The organism is Magnetococcus marinus MC-1 (genome assembly GCF_000014865.1).
Lineage (GTDB): Bacteria > Pseudomonadota > Magnetococcia > Magnetococcales > Magnetococcaceae > Magnetococcus > Magnetococcus marinus.
This window is the reverse complement of record NC_008576.1, coordinates 477,857-496,467: the sequence shown is the minus strand read 5'-3', so window position 1 is coordinate 496,467 and position 18,611 is coordinate 477,857. Positions and strand designations below refer to the sequence as shown.

The 18,611-nt window shown below is 54.2% G+C and carries 14 protein-coding genes; 8 read left to right on the top strand and 6 right to left on the bottom strand.

All coding sequences use genetic code 11. The features are described from left to right. The first annotated feature begins 2 nt into the window (after positions 1–2). The gene (locus tag MMC1_RS02170; RefSeq protein ID WP_011712113.1) at positions 3–2,108 is read left to right on the top strand and encodes a site-2 protease family protein; all 2,106 of its coding nucleotides are present in this window, start codon (positions 3–5) and stop codon (positions 2,106–2,108) included. A 194-nt stretch (positions 2,109–2,302) separates the two neighbouring features. Here MMC1_RS02170 and rlmB read toward each other — a convergent pair whose 3' ends face one another. Then, complete coding sequence (gene rlmB / locus MMC1_RS02165) at positions 2,303–3,043, bottom strand: 23S rRNA (guanosine(2251)-2'-O)-methyltransferase RlmB (RefSeq protein ID WP_011712112.1); 741 nt, start codon at positions 3,041–3,043, stop codon at positions 2,303–2,305. Next, positions 3,040–4,485 (bottom strand): cysteine--tRNA ligase, encoded by a 1,446-nt coding sequence (cysS, locus tag MMC1_RS02160; RefSeq protein ID WP_422655483.1) that lies wholly within the window; start codon positions 4,483–4,485, stop codon positions 3,040–3,042. Before cysS ends, rlmB begins: the two co-directional genes overlap by 4 nt. A gap of 233 nt (positions 4,486–4,718) precedes the next feature. Between cysS and trxB the strand changes: the two genes are divergently transcribed. The 4 genes from trxB (at position 4,719) to MMC1_RS19470 (ending at position 8,088) form a co-directional block, all read left to right on the top strand. Continuing rightward, complete coding sequence (gene trxB, locus MMC1_RS02155; protein ID WP_011712110.1) at positions 4,719–5,663, top strand: thioredoxin-disulfide reductase; 945 nt, start codon at positions 4,719–4,721, stop codon at positions 5,661–5,663. 130 nt (positions 5,664–5,793) lie between these two features. After that, complete coding sequence (locus MMC1_RS02150; protein ID WP_160162648.1) at positions 5,794–6,942, top strand: glycosyltransferase family 4 protein; 1,149 nt, start codon at positions 5,794–5,796, stop codon at positions 6,940–6,942. A 166-nt stretch (positions 6,943–7,108) separates the two neighbouring features. Next, positions 7,109–7,588 (top strand): hypothetical protein, encoded by a 480-nt coding sequence (locus MMC1_RS02145; protein WP_011712108.1) that lies wholly within the window; start codon positions 7,109–7,111, stop codon positions 7,586–7,588. Positions 7,589–7,722: 134 nt separating this feature from the next. Next, the gene (locus MMC1_RS19470; protein WP_011712107.1) at positions 7,723–8,088 is read left to right on the top strand and encodes an STAS domain-containing protein; all 366 of its coding nucleotides are present in this window, start codon (positions 7,723–7,725) and stop codon (positions 8,086–8,088) included. On the opposite strand, the gene MMC1_RS02135 is transcribed toward MMC1_RS19470, so the two are convergent. Further along, positions 8,089–10,098, bottom strand: coding sequence for a diguanylate cyclase (locus tag MMC1_RS02135; RefSeq protein WP_160162647.1), 2,010 nt, complete (start codon positions 10,096–10,098; stop codon positions 8,089–8,091). Between the two features lie 329 nt (positions 10,099–10,427). Between MMC1_RS02135 and MMC1_RS02130 the strand changes: the two genes are divergently transcribed. The 3 genes from MMC1_RS02130 to MMC1_RS02120 all read left to right on the top strand — a co-directional run bounded on the left by MMC1_RS02130 (position 10,428) and on the right by MMC1_RS02120 (position 16,055). Next, a complete protein-coding gene (locus MMC1_RS02130; RefSeq protein ID WP_011712105.1) occupies positions 10,428–11,315 on the top strand; it encodes a hypothetical protein in 888 nt (295 codons plus the stop codon). A 436-nt stretch (positions 11,316–11,751) separates the two neighbouring features. Then, the gene (locus MMC1_RS02125) at positions 11,752–14,079 is read left to right on the top strand and encodes an EAL domain-containing protein (RefSeq protein ID WP_041640633.1); all 2,328 of its coding nucleotides are present in this window, start codon (positions 11,752–11,754) and stop codon (positions 14,077–14,079) included. An 824-nt stretch (positions 14,080–14,903) separates the two neighbouring features. Beyond that, the gene (locus MMC1_RS02120; RefSeq protein WP_011712103.1) at positions 14,904–16,055 is read left to right on the top strand and encodes an aldo/keto reductase; all 1,152 of its coding nucleotides are present in this window, start codon (positions 14,904–14,906) and stop codon (positions 16,053–16,055) included. 32 nt (positions 16,056–16,087) lie between these two features. On the opposite strand, the gene MMC1_RS02115 is transcribed toward MMC1_RS02120, so the two are convergent. From MMC1_RS02115 to thyX, 3 genes are all read right to left on the bottom strand, one after another. Next, complete coding sequence (locus MMC1_RS02115; protein ID WP_011712102.1) at positions 16,088–16,609, bottom strand: hypothetical protein; 522 nt, start codon at positions 16,607–16,609, stop codon at positions 16,088–16,090. Positions 16,610–16,728: 119 nt separating this feature from the next. Beyond that, the gene (gene trmB / locus MMC1_RS02110) at positions 16,729–17,490 is read right to left on the bottom strand and encodes a tRNA (guanosine(46)-N7)-methyltransferase TrmB (protein WP_011712101.1); all 762 of its coding nucleotides are present in this window, start codon (positions 17,488–17,490) and stop codon (positions 16,729–16,731) included. Next, positions 17,487–18,326, bottom strand: a complete 840-nt coding sequence (gene thyX / locus MMC1_RS02105; RefSeq protein WP_011712100.1) for an FAD-dependent thymidylate synthase — start codon at positions 18,324–18,326, stop codon at positions 17,487–17,489. Before thyX ends, trmB begins: the two co-directional genes overlap by 4 nt. Between the last annotated feature and the right edge of the window lie 285 nt (positions 18,327–18,611).

Below are 18,611 nucleotides of genomic sequence, written 5' to 3'. Positions count from 1 at the left end.
CGATGGATGCCGCAGCCTCCCCTTTGCCGGGTTTACGAGATGAACTGTCGCTGCATCCTGGCCCGGCGTTATGGGATGGCTCCCCTACTTGGACAATACGTGATCCTGTGCGGAACCGCTATTTCCGCATCGGCTGGGCCGCTTTTGAGGCACTTAGTCGTTGGGAAGGCACGGCGGGCGAGGTGGCTGCGGCGGTACGGGCAGAGACCACCATTGACATGAGCGACGCAGAGGTCATGGAGGTCGCCAGATTTTTGTCTGGTAATCAGTTGACCCAAGCGAGCAGTCATGCCGATACCGTACGTCTAACCGCACAAGCGACAGCGGAAAACCATTCGGTATTCAATCGGCTGCTGCATCATTATCTCTTTTTTCGCATTCCGCTGCTGCGGCCTGACCGGTTTTTGGGAAAGGTCTTGCCGCTGGTGGCTTGGCTGGGCAGTCCCTGGTTCCGCTGGGCCAGCTTGGGGGCGTTGTTGCTCGGTTTAACGCTGGTGGCGCGGCAGTGGGAGCTCTTTGCCGCCACCTTGGTCGAGACCTTCAGCATCAGCGGTATGGTCAGTTACGGCCTCGCTCTTTCGCTGGTAAAGATTATCCATGAATTGGCCCACGGTCTGACCGCTAAGCGATTTGGCTGTCGGGTTCCCACCATGGGCGTTGCCTTTCTGGTGATGTGGCCGGTGCTCTATACCGACGTCAACGAGACCTGGACCCTAGCATCGCGCCGACAGCGGCTATTGGTCGGTGCGGCGGGGATTATGGCCGAGCTGTCGGTGGCGGCCTGGGCCACCTTGCTCTGGGCCTTTCTACCGGATGGGTCGTTACGCCAAGGTGCTTTTATCTTAGCTGCTTTTACCTGGGTGTCGTCACTGGCCATCAACCTGCTGCCCTTCATGCGTTTTGATGGCTATTTTTTGGTTATGGACGCGCTGGAGCTACCCAATCTCCATCCCAGGGCCTTTGCTATGGCGAGATGGTGGCTGCGTGAAAGCCTATTTGCGCTGGGCGAACCACCGCCAGAGCCCATGAAACCAGGTCGGCAAAGGGCCATGGTTGCCTTCGCATTTGCGGTATGGATCTACCGGTTAATGCTGTTTTTGGGGATTGCCGCGCTGGTCTATCACTTTTTCATTAAAATCGTGGGTATCTTATTGTTTGCTGTGGAGATCGGTTGGTTTGTGTTGCTGCCCATATGGAGCGAGGTGAAGGCGTGGGTCAAGCGCCGTGAACGCATTTTTTGCGGCACCCGTTGGATGCGTCCACTGTTTGGTCTTAGTCTCGTGTTATGGGTAGCGATTTTCCCTTGGCGCACCCGCATTGAGGCTCCGGCCACGGTTGCTGCCGAGATTGTGGCACCGCTGTTCCTGCCGGCAGCGGCTCGCTTGGAAGCGGTGTTGGTTAAACGTGGTCAGCCGGTGCATGCCGGGATGCCGCTCTTACTCTTTACCGCGCCCGACATTCTCGCTCGGCAGGCCACAATCGCCGCAAAATTGGCCGGTAAGCGGGCGGAAGTAGAGGCGGTTAAGCTTGACCTTTTTGGCCGAGAGCGTTTGTCTGCCCTCACAGAAGAGTTGGCGCGTCTTGATTCTGAGAAAGCGGGGTTGGATGCCGAGGCGGAGCGCCTGACTGTAACGGCTCCCCATAGTGGGCTTTTTCTTGATCCATTACCAGATCTGCAAGTCGGCGCTTGGCTGTCGCCCAGGCAGCAATTGGCCCTAATCCGCGCGGACGGCGCGACCATTGCCACAGCCTACGTGGCGGAAGATGACCTGGAGCGGATTCACGAGGGTGACGCTGTCCGCTTCATACCCTACAGTCTGGATCAGGCTAGCATGGTGGGCACCATTCACACCATGGATCGCAATCCCGTTAAGGTGCTGACAGACCCAGCCTTGGCGACTCTCTATGGCGGTGAAATTCCGGTGCGGGTATCGGGTCAAAATTTGGTGCCCCAAGGTGGTTTTTTCCGGATTATCATACACCTCGAAGGTCTTCCTCCCCCCATCAAGCTGGTGGGTCATGTACAGATTAGCGGGCAAGCTCAAAGCCTTGTTGGACGTGTGCTCCGCTCAGCGCTGGTGGTCTTGGTGCGTGAATGGGGGGCATGATCCTCACACCGGTGCTAGAAAATGGTAGGATAATCCCGTAAACCATGGCAGCAATGACGGCGGTGGTTTTGGCCTAGCCTAGATTTTTCATGAAAGCTATTGAAAGTTGGAACTCTCATGATACGCAACACCCAACGCATGCGATTCCTGTTGTCCGGGCTAACGCCTTGTTAAGCAAACCTTGCGGCTTTTACCTAGCCTGCACGCTGTCTAAGCACCTCGTAGAGGGCCACCCCGGTGGCGACCGAGACATTGAGCGAACCCACACCACCCCCCATGGGGATAGCGGCCAGTTGGTCGCAGCGCTCCCGGGTCAGGCGGCGTAGACCGCTGCCCTCATTGCCCATCACCAACGCCAAAGGCCCTTTGCAATCCAGCGTACCAATAAGGGGTGCCCCCGCCTCACCCGCCAGTCCGATCACCCACACATTGCGCTGCTGCAACTGCTCAATGGCGCGGGCCAGATTGGTGACTCGAATCAGATCGAGCCGCTCCGCCGCCCCTGCCGAGGCTTTAATCGCCCCCGCATTTAAAGGTGCTGTGCGGTCTTTGGGTAAAATAACCGCCAAAGCCCCAAAGGCCTCGGCACTGCGCATAATCGCCCCAAGATTATGGGGATCTTCCACCCCGTCCAGAATCACCAACAGCGGCTGTTTGGCCTTCTCCACCACATCCAGCAGATCATCCCAACTCATCGCCTCGCGGGGGGCACACCGGGCAATAACCCCTTGATGTGCCCCCCCGTCGGCCATGCGATCCATGGCGGTGCGCTCACAAAATTGAATCGGCACACCCCGCGCACGAAAGCCCTCAATCATCTCCTCAACCCGCTTGCCGTGCCGCCCTTTAAGCACCCACAGCGACGAGACGGGACGCCCACTCTCCAGCAACGCCTGCACCGGGTTGACCCCATGGATCTTTGTCTCGTCGCTCATTTACGGCTCCATTGTGTCCCGTGTTGGCCATCTTCCAGCACGATACCCTGTTGGGCGAGGGTGTCGCGAATACGGTCGGACTCTGCCCAATTTTTGGCAGCCCGTGCCGCGCTACGCTCTGCAATGAGCGCCTCGATCGCCTCGGCTTGCAGACCTTGTTCTGCCCCTATGCCGCTGCGGAACCAGAGCTCGGGATCTTGACCCGCTAAGCCCAAATGATGCCCCAAACCCCGGATCAAACGGGCCCACGTGGCAATGACAGCGGGATCTTTCTGTTCGCTGATGGCGGTATTCAGCATTTTGGCGGCCTCAAACAGAAAAGCGATGGCTTGTGGGGTATTAAAATCGTCATCCATCGCTTTGAGGTAGTTTTCCACCAAATCTTGGGGGGCACCGGCGGGCACATCGGCGGGCTCTCCAATGGGTGTACCGGGCAGCTTGCCCAGCAGCGCTTGGGCACTGCGCAGGGCGGTATAAATACGGTCCAGACCCGCCTTGGCCGCCTCTAGCAGTGAGAAACTAAAATCCAGTGGGCTGCGGTAGTGACTGTTTAAAATAAAAAAGCGCAGCACCTCACCCGGATAGAGGGCCAACAGATCCCGTATGGTGTGAAAGTTGCCCAATGACTTGGACATCTTTTCAGACTCCCCCTCTTCATTGACCACATTGACAAAGCCATTGTGGATCCAGTAGTTCACCGCATGTTGGCCGGTACACCCTTCGGTTTGGGCAATCTCATTTTCATGGTGGGGAAAGATCAGATCCCGCCCGCCGCCATGAATATCAAACGATGCACCCAGATATTTGGTACCCATGGCCGAACACTCAATGTGCCAACCGGGACGGCCCGCACCCCAAGGGGAGTCCCACTGCGGCTCTTCCGGCTTAGCCCCTTTCCATAAGACAAAATCCATGGGGTTCTGTTTATTGCTGTCTACCTCGACCCGTGCACCAGCCTCTTGCTCATCCAGCACCTTGCCAGAGAGTTGCCCATAGTTGGCAAAGCGCTCCACCGCATAATAGACATCGCCGCCACTGGCGTAAGCCACCCCTTTATCCATCAAAGTACCGATCATTTGCATCATCTCGGGCAGATGCTCGGTGGCTTTTGGTTCAATATCCGCCGGTTGCACCCCAAGCGCCGCCATATCTTGGTGAAAGGCGTCGATATAGCGTTGGGTAAGGGTTTGGATTGATTCGCCCCGTTCATTGGCCCGCTTAATAATTTTATCGTCAATGTCGGTAAAATTGCGCACATAGGTAAGGTCAAAGCCCGTTACCCGCAGATGCCGGGCGATTACATCAAATACCACCATCACCCGTGCATGACCAATGTGGCTGTAGTCATAGACGGTTACGCCGCACACATACATGCCCACTTTTCCGGGAATCATGGGAACAAATGGTTCTTTTTTGCGTCCAAGGGTGTTGTAAATGGTGATACCCACACTGTTTTCCTTGTTTATCATGTTGTTATAAAGGAGCAGGGATTATACCCCAATCATCCTTTATTTGCTATTGGATAAGGATGTGGTTATATTCACACCATACAACATCCGGACACTGTTTTTGGTCCGCTGGGCCAAACAAAATTAACCTAGTACGTCAACCACGGGTTATTTTTGCATTAAACCCTTAAAATAAACAGCTGATGTCTTATTTGGAGCAGAAATCCATGTCTGAAGCCAAGCACCACAAACTGATCATTCTCGGCTCTGGTCCCGCTGGTTTTACGGCGGCCATCTACGCAGCTCGCGCCAATCTTAGCCCTGTTGTGATTCAGGGGTTACAACCCGGTGGGCAGCTCACCATCACCACCGATGTGGATAACTATCCCGGCTTTGCGGATGGCATCCAGGGGCCTGAGCTCATGCAGCGTATGCAGGCCCAAGCGGAGCGCTTTAATACCGAGGTGATTTTTGACACAGTTATGCACGCTGACCTGAGCAAGCGCCCCTTTACCCTGAACTGTGACAGTGGCGATGTTTACACCTGTGACGCGCTGATTATCTCTACCGGTGCTTCAGCCCGTTGGTTGGGTATGGAATCGGAGAAAAAGCTCAACGGTTTTGGTGTTTCTGCCTGTGCCACCTGTGATGGCTTTTTCTTTAAAAACCAAGATGTCTGTGTGGTTGGTGGTGGGGATACGGCGGTGGAAGAGGCGCTCTATCTTTCCAACATTTGCAACAAGGTCTACTTGATCCACCGTCGCGATGCACTGCGCGCCGAAAAGATCATGCAAGATCACATGTTTGCCAAAGAGAACATCATCCCCGTTTGGGATAGCGTGCCCGACGAAATGTTGGGCGATCCCAACAAGGGCGGCCTAACCGGCGTACGCATTAAAAATGTGAAGACCGGTGCGCTTTCTGAACTGACCGTTACGGGCTGTTTTATTGCCATTGGCCACCGCCCCAATACCGAAATCTTTGGCGACCAGTTGGATAAAGATGCCAATGGCTATCTGGTTACCAAACCCGGCTCTACCGCCATGAATATTGAAGGGGTGTTTGCCGCTGGGGATGTACAAGATACCGTCTTCCGCCAAGCCATCACCGCCGCAGGCACCGGTTGTATGGCCGCCATTGAAGCGGAGCGCTGGTTGGCGGCCCACGCCTAAGTCGCCCGCCCCCCACGGATCATGTTAAGGCCGGGATCGTCAAGATCCCGGCCTTTCTGTTTGCGCCTCCCCAACCATTACCGGTATAACAGGGAGACTTTTAGCCCTTTTACCCCCCATGGCCACGCTTATGCTCACCTGCCGTCAGATTGATCTGGTGTTGCTGCTCTCAGAAAGGGTACCCCTGCAAAGCTGGGCACAAAAGGGCATGCTGGAGCGTGAGTTGGCCCTTTACCGCGCCATGCAACCCCATTTGCGTTCTATTACCCTACTCTCCGACGGCAACCGCCATGAGCTGGATTTTCGCCCACAGGTGCCGGGTATGCATATTCTCTGTAACCGCTGGGGATTACGCCCTTGGCACTATCAGCGCTGGCTTAAAATGCCTTGGCGGGGGTGGCAACGGGGCCATGTTCTCTTTAAAAGCAATCAATTGAGCAGCGCCCTGCTTGGTTTGTCGCTGGCCAATCACTTTAAGCAAAAATCCATAACCCGCTGCGGCTATTTGCTCAGCGAATTTGCCGCACTGCACCATGGTGCGGCCTCCCTGGCCAGAGTCCGAGCCTTTAGTCGCGAACACCGAGCCTTCCATGGCGCTCATCGGGCGGTGGTCACCACCCCCCATATGCATAGCCTGCTGCAACAGCGCTATGGGATTGACCCGCAAAAAATCTTTGTGCAACCCAACTATGTGGATTGCGACCTCTTTCAACCCGCGCCCCGTGTCCAACAGAATGCCACAACCCAGCGCTTGCTGCTGGTGGGGCGTCTACACCCTGAGAAAAATATTCTGGCGCTGCTCCAGGCAATGATCGGTCTGCCCAAGCTCCATTTGGATCTTATTGGTCAAGGGGAACAGTTAGAAACCTTGCAGCAGTTTGTCGCCCAACAGGCTCTCTCCGTTACCTTTCATGGTGCCCTACCCCATCGCGCTTTGGTGGATTTTTATCAACAGTGCGACCTGTTCGTGCTGCCCTCTTTGCAAGAGGGCCACCCCAAAGCACTCTTAGAGGCCATGGCTTGCGGTGCGCCAGTACTGGCCTCGGACGCACCGGGCAATCGTGATGTGGTGATGCATGGCAACAATGGCTGGCTCTGCCAAACCGACTCTGCCAGCATCCGCCACGCCCTACAACAGCTACTCCCTAACCAAGCACAGCGCCAAAGCTTAGGCCAACAAGCCCGCCACTATGCCCTGCAAGAGGTCTCTTTGCCGGTTATTGCCGCTCGCGAAATGGCCCTTTACGAAGCGATTTTTAATGACTCACAGCGGCCTTAATGCCGACACCTTAGCACCCCGATCTCAAGCAGGCTCGGAATCGTTCCTTTGCTCGTAAATTTGATTGCCTCTACCCGCCATTGGCTTGATAATCAGTGTGACATTCTTATGACAAAGCGCCTCTCAAAAAAAGCGTCGCAGCGCGATGGGGATAGGGAGTAAAGGCATGGCAAAAAAAAAGAAAAAAGGGGCCAAAGAGAAACTACTGTCCGCCGCCAAACGGCTTAAACAGGAAGAGCGTGCCCGTAAAAAGCTGATGCAGGCAACCAAGCAGCTTAAAGATCAAAAAAAAGCCTCCGCCCGTGAAGATGCACCCTCCGGCAGAGGCGCAATCCGCGTTGCCCAGCACCTGCTCACCACCCCCCAACCCGAACCCCCCAGACAGCCACCCCCCCCCGTGCAAGCCAGCGTGCCAACATTAAAAGAAATTACACCAGAAATACTGGACTTGGATCGACTACACATCTTAGGACAGATCCTTGATTATGCCATCGCCCATAATTTTCTGGATGAAGAGACCGTGCTGCGCTGGGGTAAACGCTGCGTCAATGACCCCATGCTGGCAAAGCTAAACCTAACCGTACATGATGAAAAATTACCCCCCACCAAACCCATTCGCCTCAAACCCAATCTCTATGGCGGCTAATAAAACAAATAAAATATGTTAATTAATAACTAATATACAGACTCCTTGATCTATTTCCTTGCATTCAAATTTTGAATACAACATATTGTAAATACTTATTGTCTTTAACCACCCTTTTTTTAGGGAGGCCTTTCATGCTCGAATGTATAGCCCGCATTGAGAATGATCGTCTTACCATCTGCCTGCCGAGGGATTTTTCCAACCGACACTACCCATCTTTTCGGGCCAGTTATAAAGATCATCCCAACCACTGGCACTATATAATAGACTGTTTGCAGGTCACCCATTTGGATAGTGGTGCTTTGGGCATGTTTTTATTGCTCGCTCAGCATATTGGTACGGGGGATGGCCATATACGCTGTATCAACTGCAAGCCGCTGCTGGCCAAACAGTTGCAGGCTGCTGGTTTTGCGCAACTGCTGACCATTGAAACCCTCTACCAGGGGGGTGGTTCCAACCTCCATGACGGTATCAATCCGCTGGCCAGTTACGCATGGTAATCACCCGCCCGGTTTTAAGCCGATAACCTGATTGCGCCCCCCATCTTTGGCCATATAGAGCGCTCGGTCGGCCAACCTGACCATTTCATCTTTGCTGACCAAACTGGCATCGTAACAGGTGACACCTATGCTAATGCTTAGGGGACGCCCTGCGTAGCGCCGTGCCATGGCTTCGCCCACCTGACAGATCGCCAAACGGATACGCTCGCAGTAGCGGGCGGCTTCGCGGTAATCGGTATCGCGCAGCACCACAATAAACTCCTCCCCGCCATAGCGCCCCACCGAACCGTTGCCTCGGGTGAGTTTTTTTAACACCGCCGCCACCAACTTGAGCACATTGTCCCCCATCTGGTGACCGAAGGTGTCATTAAATTTTTTAAAAAAGTCCACATCCAACATGGCCACAGAGAGCTCCCCACCCTGCTGCTGCACTTGCTGAAAAGCCTCTTGGACAATCTCATCAATGCGGCCACGGTTATAGAGTTTGGTCAACGCATCCCGGTGAGCCATTTGATTGGCGATCTGTAGCTGTTGCGCATGCTCCAGGGCCATACCCAGCTCATGGGCTACTTGGGTAAGAGAGGCCAAACCGGCAAGATTGAGATCCGCCCCATCCCGGCCATTATCCAGGGCGATTATACCGTAGGCTCGCTGAGGCCCCACAATGGGGGTTAGGGCCATCTGTCGCGCCCCTATTTGATTGCGCACCTGTTTTTCTAAAGGTGTTTGACCGCTTAACAAAAACTGCTTACGTTGCCGTAAACACTCTAAAAAAGCGCTTGGCTCATCATTGAGGGGGATCTCTTGCAGATGCTTAAGGGGCATCAATAAGTCACTGTCGGTACTGTAGATGGCCTCATTAACCAAGCACCGTTTAACCGGATCTACATGAAAAACCACACCCCGCTTAACCTGAAAAGCGGCACACACAGATTCCAACGTATTATGTAATATCTCTTTTTTTATCAAACTTTTATGTGGTGCTAACAGGGTTTCTTGCACAGGCGAAGGCAGGGGTACAGCGGCAAGCTTAGGCTGGTATTTTAACCTATTGTCATATTTTAATTCTGTGTTTACCCGGGCCAAGGAGATGCCTGCATCCAACAGATTACGGTTAAAGGTCAAGCTATCTGGAAAGTCGATACCATCATGGGCAGCGATCCGCTTTATCTCACCATTAACCTGTTCCACAATGGTTGCATACGCGGCGCGATTCAGGGGCAAATAGAGACTCACCTCGGGTGGTAATACCGGGTGTTGTCCACGGACTGTAGAACCCAACCCTTGGATCCATGCTAAAAAATCCGCCAACTGCACAATGGCGGTTAACTGGGCGGCCTGTTGGCCGATCTCCTTGGCCTGATAGCGGCTATGGTGCAACGCCACCGCCAATACCACAGACGTGTTCATGCCCCATTTATGCAGGGTATGGGCACCCACCCCATCATGCCCCACCCCCAGTAGGGAGCGCTCATAGGTCACACCATCCCAATCGGTACGCATAGAGATCTCTTGCAATGCGGCATAATCCATCGCACCTAGGGCATCAATCAGCAGCTTACCCAGGTCATGCAGCAAGCCGGTCATATAGGCTTCTTCACAATCTCCATAACCCACCTGGTTGGCAATGTGGCGACACGCGCAGGCCACCCATAGGTTGTGACGCCATAGGGTCATACGATCAAAACTGCTCTCTTTTGCGGGTTGAACCGTGATAAAATGCTTAAAAATCAAACGTTCTAATGCGGTTGCGCGTAACGCATTAAAGCCCATCTGCACAACCGCCCCATGCAAGCCCCGCTCACTTTCTCCCGTGCAATCCAATACCGCCTGGGCCAGATCGGGCGAGCGCTCCACAATGGCAACCACATCGGCAGCATTGGTGCGCTCCAGCCGGGTTGATTGCAGCAGCTCCAACAGCGTATTTGGCAAACCCAGACTGGCAATATCACCCTGCGTCAGCACGCTCGCCATTGATTGATCCGACGGCAACCAAGATGCTATGTTCATCCCCATTCCTTTATGTCATTTGTGCAGTTGGACAATCGGTGGTGGTCGAGGCACCCTTTTATAAGTTACTTTTTCAGCGGGCGATGTTGCATCCATTGGCGTCACCCCTGTAACACCACGGCCTCTGTTAAGGGATTTTGGCACCCATTCAGACCTGTCATTTATTTAGCCAAAATCCATTTAGGCCGCACCGCGAACGTGTCCAGGATGGTACCCATAACCGCCGCAGACGCCTACTCGGCACACGTTCAAGGGGTCGGACATTGTTAGTGCTCCGTAGCGGGGCTTTTCCAGGGCATCGCCCCCCTCAACCCAAACTAGGGAACCATATGACGATGTTTTACCCTAGGGCACTAACGATACGGCGTCATGTGGCGACCCTGCTGCTCGGCGGGTTACTGCTGAGCGGTTGCCAGAGCAACCCCTACACCAGCCGGCTGCATAAAATGGCCCGTCAAGCCATGCTTAGCTACCACCTACTGCCTGGGGTAACCTTTGATCTTGCCAGTTGGCAGCGTACCGAAACACCCGGAGCTGTCTTGCATCTTTATGTGGAATCCAGTGGATTTGTGCAACAAGGCGGGGGGCAACTCAGCCAGGATCCGACCCCGCACCACCCCATGGCCTTTTACCTGGCGGCTGTCGATCCACACCCCAATGTGGCCTATCTGGCCCGTCCTTGCCAATATGTGCTAGAAAACCCTCAACAGCGTCGCAACTGTGCACCACGCTATTGGAGCAGCCACGCTCTTGATGATGTGGTCATGGCCGATCTACTACGCGCTACAGATTGGTTGCAACATGCGGCTGGCGCCACACAGATCCACCTCATTGGGGTGGGCAGTGGTGCCAGCGCTGCGGCTTGGCTAAGCGCGAAACGCCCCGCTGTCACCCGTTTTTTGAGTGTCGATGGCATTTTTACCCCGCAGGCCGCCCCCCCTTTAGAGCTGCCCCCCCCTTCAGAGCTGCCCCCAAGCTTGAGCACCATGGAGGCGTTTAACCTCCTTGCCCAACAACTGGCTAGCGTGCCACAAAGACACTATATCACTGGTCTGGATCACACGCTATCTAGCAACCACATTCAACCCTTCATCATCACCATGGGGCGCCATGCCTGCGCTCACGTGGCACTGCATCGCTATGCTGATCTTAATCAACTACTTAAACATTGGCCAAGCTTGCTTACGGAACCGTTGCACTGCGCCGACCGCTCCTAAACCTATACGCAGAAGCCTGTTGATGCGGGTCTTTTGGCTTGCACGGGCAGAGCTCTATGACGCCCCATGTTTATCGCTTTGCGCATGGGTTGCAAACCATTCACGCCCCTTAATCCTCTCCATTTCGCCATCAACCATGGGGTTATGCATCACCCCCCTGTTGCGGTTTGCTCCCTTGCCTTAATGAACGGCTAACCTTTTGCTCGGCCCATGACGCTTCATCGCCATTCGATACCTGTTTTTTAGTATACCGCCCAAACAAAGCTTTTTTTCCGCCGACTCTTTAGTTTTGTGGCAACTGCGTGCCACATTCGCTAAAGTGAAACTTTGTGAAATGATCATTGGGGGGTGGAACTTTCACGCTCTTCGCTTTTTCCGCCCATCGCACATGGGGGGCAAGCCGAAGCGCGGTGAAGATCCAAGAGGGGATATCCGCATGGCGGTTAGACGATCCAAGGTGATGGTGCCACTGCTGGGGGGGTTTGTTGTGCTGCTCACGGTCATGGTTGGCATGTGGGGGTACAACTATAAAACATCAGAAGCGTTGATTGGCACCCTACAAGGCAGCATGACCACCGTGCATAAAATGCACATTATCTCAGAATTAATGGAGGTTATTCGCGCCCGCACCCGTATAGCCGCGGTTATGCTGGATGAAAACGATGTGTTTGAAAATGACCGTCGTAAAATGGAGCTGGATGGACTGGCCAACCGCTTTATCACCCTGCGCAGTGAGCTGCTTAAACTCCCCCTTGATCAGGTCGAAAAGAGAATCCTCCACGATCTAAGCACCAACGTCATCCCTACCACAGTCAAAAGCCTACAGGAGGTCATTGAAGTCGCCCTATGGGTCGAAGATAGCGCGCTGCGGGACGCCGCTCGGCGCAAGCTGTTTAATACCGTGCAACCCGGCCAAGGTCAAGTCATTGACCATTTTATGCAGTTTCAAACCCATCTAGAGACCCAAATCACCCAAGCCACCGCGGTTACCATCAGCTCCTACCGCACCAATCTACACAGCCAACTGCTGGTATTGCTGCTGGTATTGCTGGTTGTCTTGCTGACCAGCTACATCACCATGCGCCGGGTAATGGGCATCGAAAGCACCCTTCATTATGAAAAGGAACGGGCTCAAATCACGCTCATTTCGATTGCTGATGGGGTTATCACCACCGATACCGAAGGCTACATTCAGGACGCCAACAAGGTGGTTGGCGCCCTGCTGGGGCATAAGCCAGCGTCACTCATCGGCAAACAGTTGGAACAGGTTTTTCCCACCCGCGCCCGTGATGAGGAGAGCCCCCCCTTACATGAGGATCTGAAAACCCTGTTGAGCAGTGCCACCCCCCAATCCATGAACACCATGGTGGTTCTGGAAAGCGACGGCGATGATCTGCTGCTGGACGCGACCCTATCCCCTGTACAAAGCAGCGAAGGGGTGGTGTTGGGGGCCATTATTACGGTTAAGGATGTGACTGAGCAGCAACGCATGTCCGAAAAGATTCGCTATCAAGCCCGTCACGACCATCTCACCGGTTTATATAATCGCCACGCCTTTGCCGACCTCTGCCGCGAGAGCATGGAGGCCATGAAGGCCGATGAAGTACACTGCCTTTGTGTCATCGACCTAGACCGCTTTAAAGCGATCAACGATACCTGTGGTCACAAAGCCGGGGATATGGCGTTAAAACAGATTTCCACCATGATCCAAGGATGTGTGCGTAAATATGACTACGCCGCACGCATCGGCGGCGATGAATTTACCATTTTTTTGGCCGACTGTAGCCAAGCCGACGGGGTCAAGGTGATGGAAAAGCTGTTGGAACAGGTGCAAGATTATCGCTTTTTGTGGGAGGGGCAACAATTTAACCTGGGTTTTTCCATCGGCATCTGCGAGATCCACTTTCAAGTGCCCTTTGAAAAAAGCTTTCAAGCCGCGGATGCGGCGGTTTTCCAAGCTAAGGATGATGGCCGCATGTGCATCCGCACCCGTACCGTTGAGAGCAACCTTCTTGAAACACCCACCAAGGAAGAGACCAACTGGGTTGGCCGCCTCCACCGGGTGTTGGGGGTAGAGCCGTTGGCCTTGGTGGCACAGCGCATGGTACCCTCACCCTCCATGCAGGACCATCCACCCCTCTACGAAATTTTTATGCGCCTACCCGATGGCGAGAAGCACCATCCACCCAACGCCTTTTTGCCCACCGCTGAGCGCCATGGATTAACCGGGGATCTGGATTATAAAGTGCTGAAAATGGCCTTAGATAATCTTTTATTACATAGCGATGGGCGCATTTACAGCATCAATTTATCGGCCAAAACGCTGGAGGATAAAGCGAGCAGTGCCGCCCTACTGGCGCTACTTGCCGCGCACCCCAAACGGGCCAAACAGATCTGTTTTGAGATTGATGAGAATACCCTCATCAACAATATGGAGGTATGCAGCCAATTTTTGTTTGAGGTCAAGCAGCACGGGGCTGTGACCGCCTTGGACAACTATGGGGGCTCCTTGGGCAACTGTCTCTATCTGGAACAGCTGGGGCTGGATATCTTAAAGGTGGATGGGCAGTTGGTGCAGCAGGCCAAAAACAAGCTGAGCACCCGCACGGTGGTTTCGTCCATCCACAATATCTCTCACTCGATGAACATTTTAACCGTCGCCAAACATGTCGAAGATGCAGAGCTTGCCGCGCAGTTGCTTACCATAGGTTTCGACTTTCAGCAGGGGTTTTATTACGCCAAGCCGGAACCGCTCATGGTGTAATGCCCCGCGCTGGCGCGCTCATCGGACGGGAGAGGTTAGGTTAGCAGAGGCAGGCCCCACAAAAAAACAAAACCCGCCAGCTTGTGTGGCGGGTTTTCCTCTTGTGGACTACTCTTCGCAGAACATCCATAAGACTGCCGGTACGCTCCAGGGGGCGGTCCGTTGCCTACTCGGCCGGGGCCTGGGGGTCCATTCACTGGGCTGGCGGGCGTCCGCATCCGCCGCGCACCGGCTTGATACTGAGGCTCCCTCGCCGCTAACGTTATTGACCGGGACGGGTCAAGTTACACACGGTACAGCTACGGCTACTACAACACGGTTACAGCTAACGCTACTACAACGTCTGTCACAGTTACGGCTACTACAACGTTTGTTACAGCTACAGCTACGGATAGGTACAACTCATACTGCTCAAAGTCCCGGCCTTCTCACTGCCCCCACCCGTGAACCTCCGGGGGGGCTTGTGCCCGTTAACGCTTAGTTGCAGGGTTAGTATCTCTATTTGCACCCTAGCTGGCAATAGAAAAAACATTCCTTTAAGTATTTTCAATGCATGATCAATTAATTTTTGGTTTCACCTACTGCCCCAACAGGGGTGTGGTAGGGCGGCAGGTCGCTGGGCAAGCGGCAAAAAAATCGTTACGGGATGCCCCTCTCCCGCAGTTTGTGGCATAGTGTCGGTTAACGTATGGCGGTAACGGGCACCCCCCGAGGTCGTACCCCCTGGGATAACGATCGAGCGCAGGTTTCTCCCCCCGCCAAGCCTTGCCCCCGCCAAGCCTTGTTAGGAGGTTACGGTGACAGAGAGTACAGGTGCGGCAATCATGGAATATCGTCGATTTGGGCAAACAGAAAAACAGATTTCGGTCTTTACCATGGGCGGTATGCGGTTTTTGCATGTCTGGGATAAACCCCATGACCAGCTACCGGCGGATAGCGAGGAGCACTGCTATCAGATGCTGCAAACCGCCCTGGATGGGGGTATTAACCTCATTGAAACCGCAAAAGGTTATGGCAAGAGTGAGCGTCTTATCGGTCGGGCGCTGCCCAGGTTGCGGCAAAGCCGGGACCAATACCACCTTATGACCAAAGCCAGCCCCACCGAAACCGCTGGCCAAATGCGCCGCCACGTGGAAGACGCGCTTCGCCATATGGGGGTGGATCACATTGATTTTTTTGCCCTACACGGTATTAATACCCGCCCGTTATTGAGATTAAGCCTGCGCTCTGGTGGCCCCATGTCGGCATTGGAGGCGCTGCAACGGGAGGGCAAAATTGGCCATATCGGTTTTGCCACCCATGCCCCGCTACCGGTGATTTTGGATACCATCCAATCGGGCCGATTTGCCTTTATCAATCTCCACTACTATTTTTTTCGGCAGGGCAATCGAACGGCCATTGAGGCCGCTGCGGCGCGGGATATGGGCATTTTTATTATCTCCCCCCAAGATAAAGGGGGACTACTCTACACCCCACCGCCACGCTTGGCCGAACAGAGCGCACCCCTGCCCATTGCCAACTTTAATGAGCGCTGGATTCTCTCTCATCCGGCCATTCACACCATGACCGTGGGCATGAGTGAGCCAAGCCACTTGGATTTGCATCTGCACTCTTTGGCGCTGGGTAAACCCTATTGGGGGGCGGCTGAACGGGCCGTGGAGATTCGTTTAAAACAGGCTGCGGCCACCACAGAGCTAGATCGCTGCGGCCATTGCACCGCCTGTTTGCCCTGCCCAGAACGCATTGAGATACCCGATTTACTGCGCTTAGAGCATCTGGCCCGCGCCCATGATATGGTCGCCTTTGCACAATATCGGTATGGTTTGATGGAGCCTAACTGCCACTGGGTACCCGGTGCCCATGGGGATCGGTGTAGCGATTGCGGCGACTGTCTACCACGCTGTCCGCAAGGGTTGGATATTCCGCTACTGGTGCGCCAAGCCCATACCAGAATGCATAAGGCCAGCGGGAGCTAACCCCTCCTTGCCTAACGGAGCTCCGCAAGCCGCTACTCTTTAACGGGGACCGCCGGCTGGATCTCTTGCATGGTTTTTAATGCGACCTGCTTATCACACCAAATACCCAGCCGTTCATGGGCTTCGCGACACTCATCCGCTTTGACCCCCAACGTTTGCAGCGCTTTCAACAGTTGGCTGGTCTGACCCACGAGATGGGACTTTTGTACCATGTAGGGTGCGCTACAGCGGGTAAGCTCGGCCCCATAGGCACCCATAGCGGTTAGTTGCGTGGTGGCATATTTAATCCCCCCCAGCACCGCATCCATGCGTGCCACCCCCATGGCAAAATTATCTTGATAGCGCGGACATGTCTCACCATCTAGCTCTTGAAAATAGGGGTGTTTTGTCCAACATAGCGCCTGGGTTTCTGCGTTCATCTGGGTAAACACCTGGGCATGCTGCCGCACTTTGGCCATCTTGTTGGGCAGTTGCGCGCAATCCGCCGCCATGGCCCCATGGCTACCCATGCCCATCATCAGCAAAGCTGTCATCCCTACCTGTTTCAAGATCATCTATCGCGCTCCAAGAGGGGGGGTCTCTTATGCTGCACGCTATAGTAACACTTTTCCAGCGCGATTTAAGCCGCTTATTTAGCACTCAACGCGGCATACCCCACCAAGCGCAAACCCACTCACCTTTTTTTGTAGTGCAAATGCCGGATGATGCGCCCGGCGGCAACCCCTTTACGTTCAAAGTTGGTCTCAATCCACCAAGGTGGTGGGGCGGCAAAAGGACCCGGCTCCGCCTGATTGACAAAGGCCGTATGGGGCTCAAGATGCGCAACCATCCACTCCGCATAGTTGGCCCAATCGGTGGCTAGGGTCAAATCGGCCCCGCTGCGCATCTTGGGGGCTAGCGCATCCAAAAATTCCGTCTGCACAATGCGCCGTTTAAAATGCCGCTTTTTACGCCATGGATCGGGGAAATTAATGATCACCCCATCCAAACTTGCATCGGGGATACGCTCTAACAGCACCTGTAAAGCATTTTGACACACCAACCGCACATTGCTTATGTCACCCCGCGTCAAGCGGTTGAGCAGCGTGCCAAAGCCCTCTAAAAACACATCAATGCCAATAAAACAGTCCTCTGGATGCCGCGCCGCTAGCGCCGCTAGGGTTTCGCCATTGCCAAAGCCAATCTCCAAAATCACCCGTTGGCTCTGGCCATTCCCCCCCAGTTGGTCAATCAATGCCCCACGGTCCGCACTGCCCGGTGGCAGGCTCAGGGCGAGCAAACCGGCCTCAATACGGGCCAGACGGGTATCATTGACTTTGCCCTTTTTGCGACCATGGGTCTTGAAACGGCGGCGTTTGGCCTCGGCCTCATCCACGGGTTGGCCGACATCCACAGGTGGAGCTTGGTCTGGCTGTGGCATTGGCGTCTGGCTCATGCTTGCTCACCCATTTTGGCACGCTCTTCCAAAACACGATTCATGGTTTCGCCCAACAGGGGCATTTTTTTACAAAACATCTCATACGCGGCATCGGCATATGCACGGATCTCATACTGGGCATTGGCTTTGCGGCGTAGCTCAAAAAAGTTCATGAGGGCGCGAAAGTTAATGGTCCAGTAAAGATCCGAATAGGTACTTACCGGCATGGCATTACGCAGCAGTTCGCGGGCACGGGCGCGGTAAGGGTTGCGACTGCCTGCGGTTTTTTCCACAAGGCCCGCCTGCTCGGCAGCCTCAATGCGCGTACACACCTGTTGGTATTCATCATGGTAAAAACGGTGCATCGACTCCACCAACTCGCAATAGCGCTCCACCGACTCCTGACTAAGCACCTCAAAACCATCCACCGTACGGGCCTCTTGATCGGGCACATAAAAGGCGGTTATCGGCATACGATAACGCTGGGAAAACTCATTAAATGAGCAAATGCGATGGCGCATCCACTGGCGCAGCACAAAAATGGGGGCCACCACACGAAAGCGAAAGTGGACCGTCTCAAACGGGGTACCATGGTTGTGCGCCAACAGATAGTGAAGCAACGTGCGCTCTTTGTCGGTAAACGCGTCCAGACTGTTAACCCGTTTGTTGGTGGTGGAGATGCGAGCGGTATTAATAATCGTGGCTTCATCTCCCCAACTCTCTTCCAACTCTAGAAAGCCAAAATTGCCAATGCGCTTGGTGTAATCCGGATTAAGTTGCAGACGTGTCTCAATCTCTGCAGCCATTTCTAGGGTGGGTTCAGATTGGAATGCAGTACCTGTTGAGGCTTCCATAACAGTTAAAACTCGCTTGGCATAGGAGGATAAATTAGGAGGTGAAAAAGATAGCAGATTTCCCCCAAAAGGTGAAACGTACAGATTGGTATTTATAAATAGAGAAAATCTGCCGATCCTACACCATAGCCCCTCGTGCGCTGCTGCCACCCCAACGCCCCTGCTCCGACCACCCTAGAATCGCTTGCCGGGGGGTGATCCAAGTACGTTGATTCAACAGGGGGAGAAGCGTTCTCAACCGAATACGGACACAATCGGACCATGACCAAAAAAAAAGGGAGGCTG

What these genes read in the sequence shown, in the direction of transcription:
- MMC1_RS02125 (WP_041640633.1), top strand. Translation starts at nt 11,752, where the DNA reads ATGGCGGTTAGACGATCCAAGGTGATGGTGCCACTGCTGGGGGGGTTT.
- MMC1_RS02170 (WP_011712113.1), top strand. Translation starts at nt 3, where the DNA reads ATGGATGCCGCAGCCTCCCCTTTGCCGGGTTTACGAGATGAACTGTCG.
- trmB (WP_011712101.1), bottom strand. Translation starts at nt 17,490, where the DNA reads ATGAGCCAGACGCCAATGCCACAGCCAGACCAAGCTCCACCTGTGGAT.
- thyX (WP_011712100.1), bottom strand. Translation starts at nt 18,326, where the DNA reads ATGGAAGCCTCAACAGGTACTGCATTCCAATCTGAACCCACCCTAGAA.
- MMC1_RS02130 (WP_011712105.1), top strand. Translation starts at nt 10,428, where the DNA reads ATGACGATGTTTTACCCTAGGGCACTAACGATACGGCGTCATGTGGCG.
- rlmB (WP_011712112.1), bottom strand. Translation starts at nt 3,043, where the DNA reads ATGAGCGACGAGACAAAGATCCATGGGGTCAACCCGGTGCAGGCGTTG.
- MMC1_RS19470 (WP_011712107.1), top strand. Translation starts at nt 7,723, where the DNA reads ATGCTCGAATGTATAGCCCGCATTGAGAATGATCGTCTTACCATCTGC.
- trxB (WP_011712110.1), top strand. Translation starts at nt 4,719, where the DNA reads ATGTCTGAAGCCAAGCACCACAAACTGATCATTCTCGGCTCTGGTCCC.
- MMC1_RS02135 (WP_160162647.1), bottom strand. Translation starts at nt 10,098, where the DNA reads ATGAACATAGCATCTTGGTTGCCGTCGGATCAATCAATGGCGAGCGTG.
- MMC1_RS02115 (WP_011712102.1), bottom strand. Translation starts at nt 16,609, where the DNA reads ATGATCTTGAAACAGGTAGGGATGACAGCTTTGCTGATGATGGGCATG.
- MMC1_RS02145 (WP_011712108.1), top strand. Translation starts at nt 7,109, where the DNA reads ATGGCAAAAAAAAAGAAAAAAGGGGCCAAAGAGAAACTACTGTCCGCC.
- MMC1_RS02150 (WP_160162648.1), top strand. Translation starts at nt 5,794, where the DNA reads ATGCTCACCTGCCGTCAGATTGATCTGGTGTTGCTGCTCTCAGAAAGG.
- MMC1_RS02120 (WP_011712103.1), top strand. Translation starts at nt 14,904, where the DNA reads ATGGAATATCGTCGATTTGGGCAAACAGAAAAACAGATTTCGGTCTTT.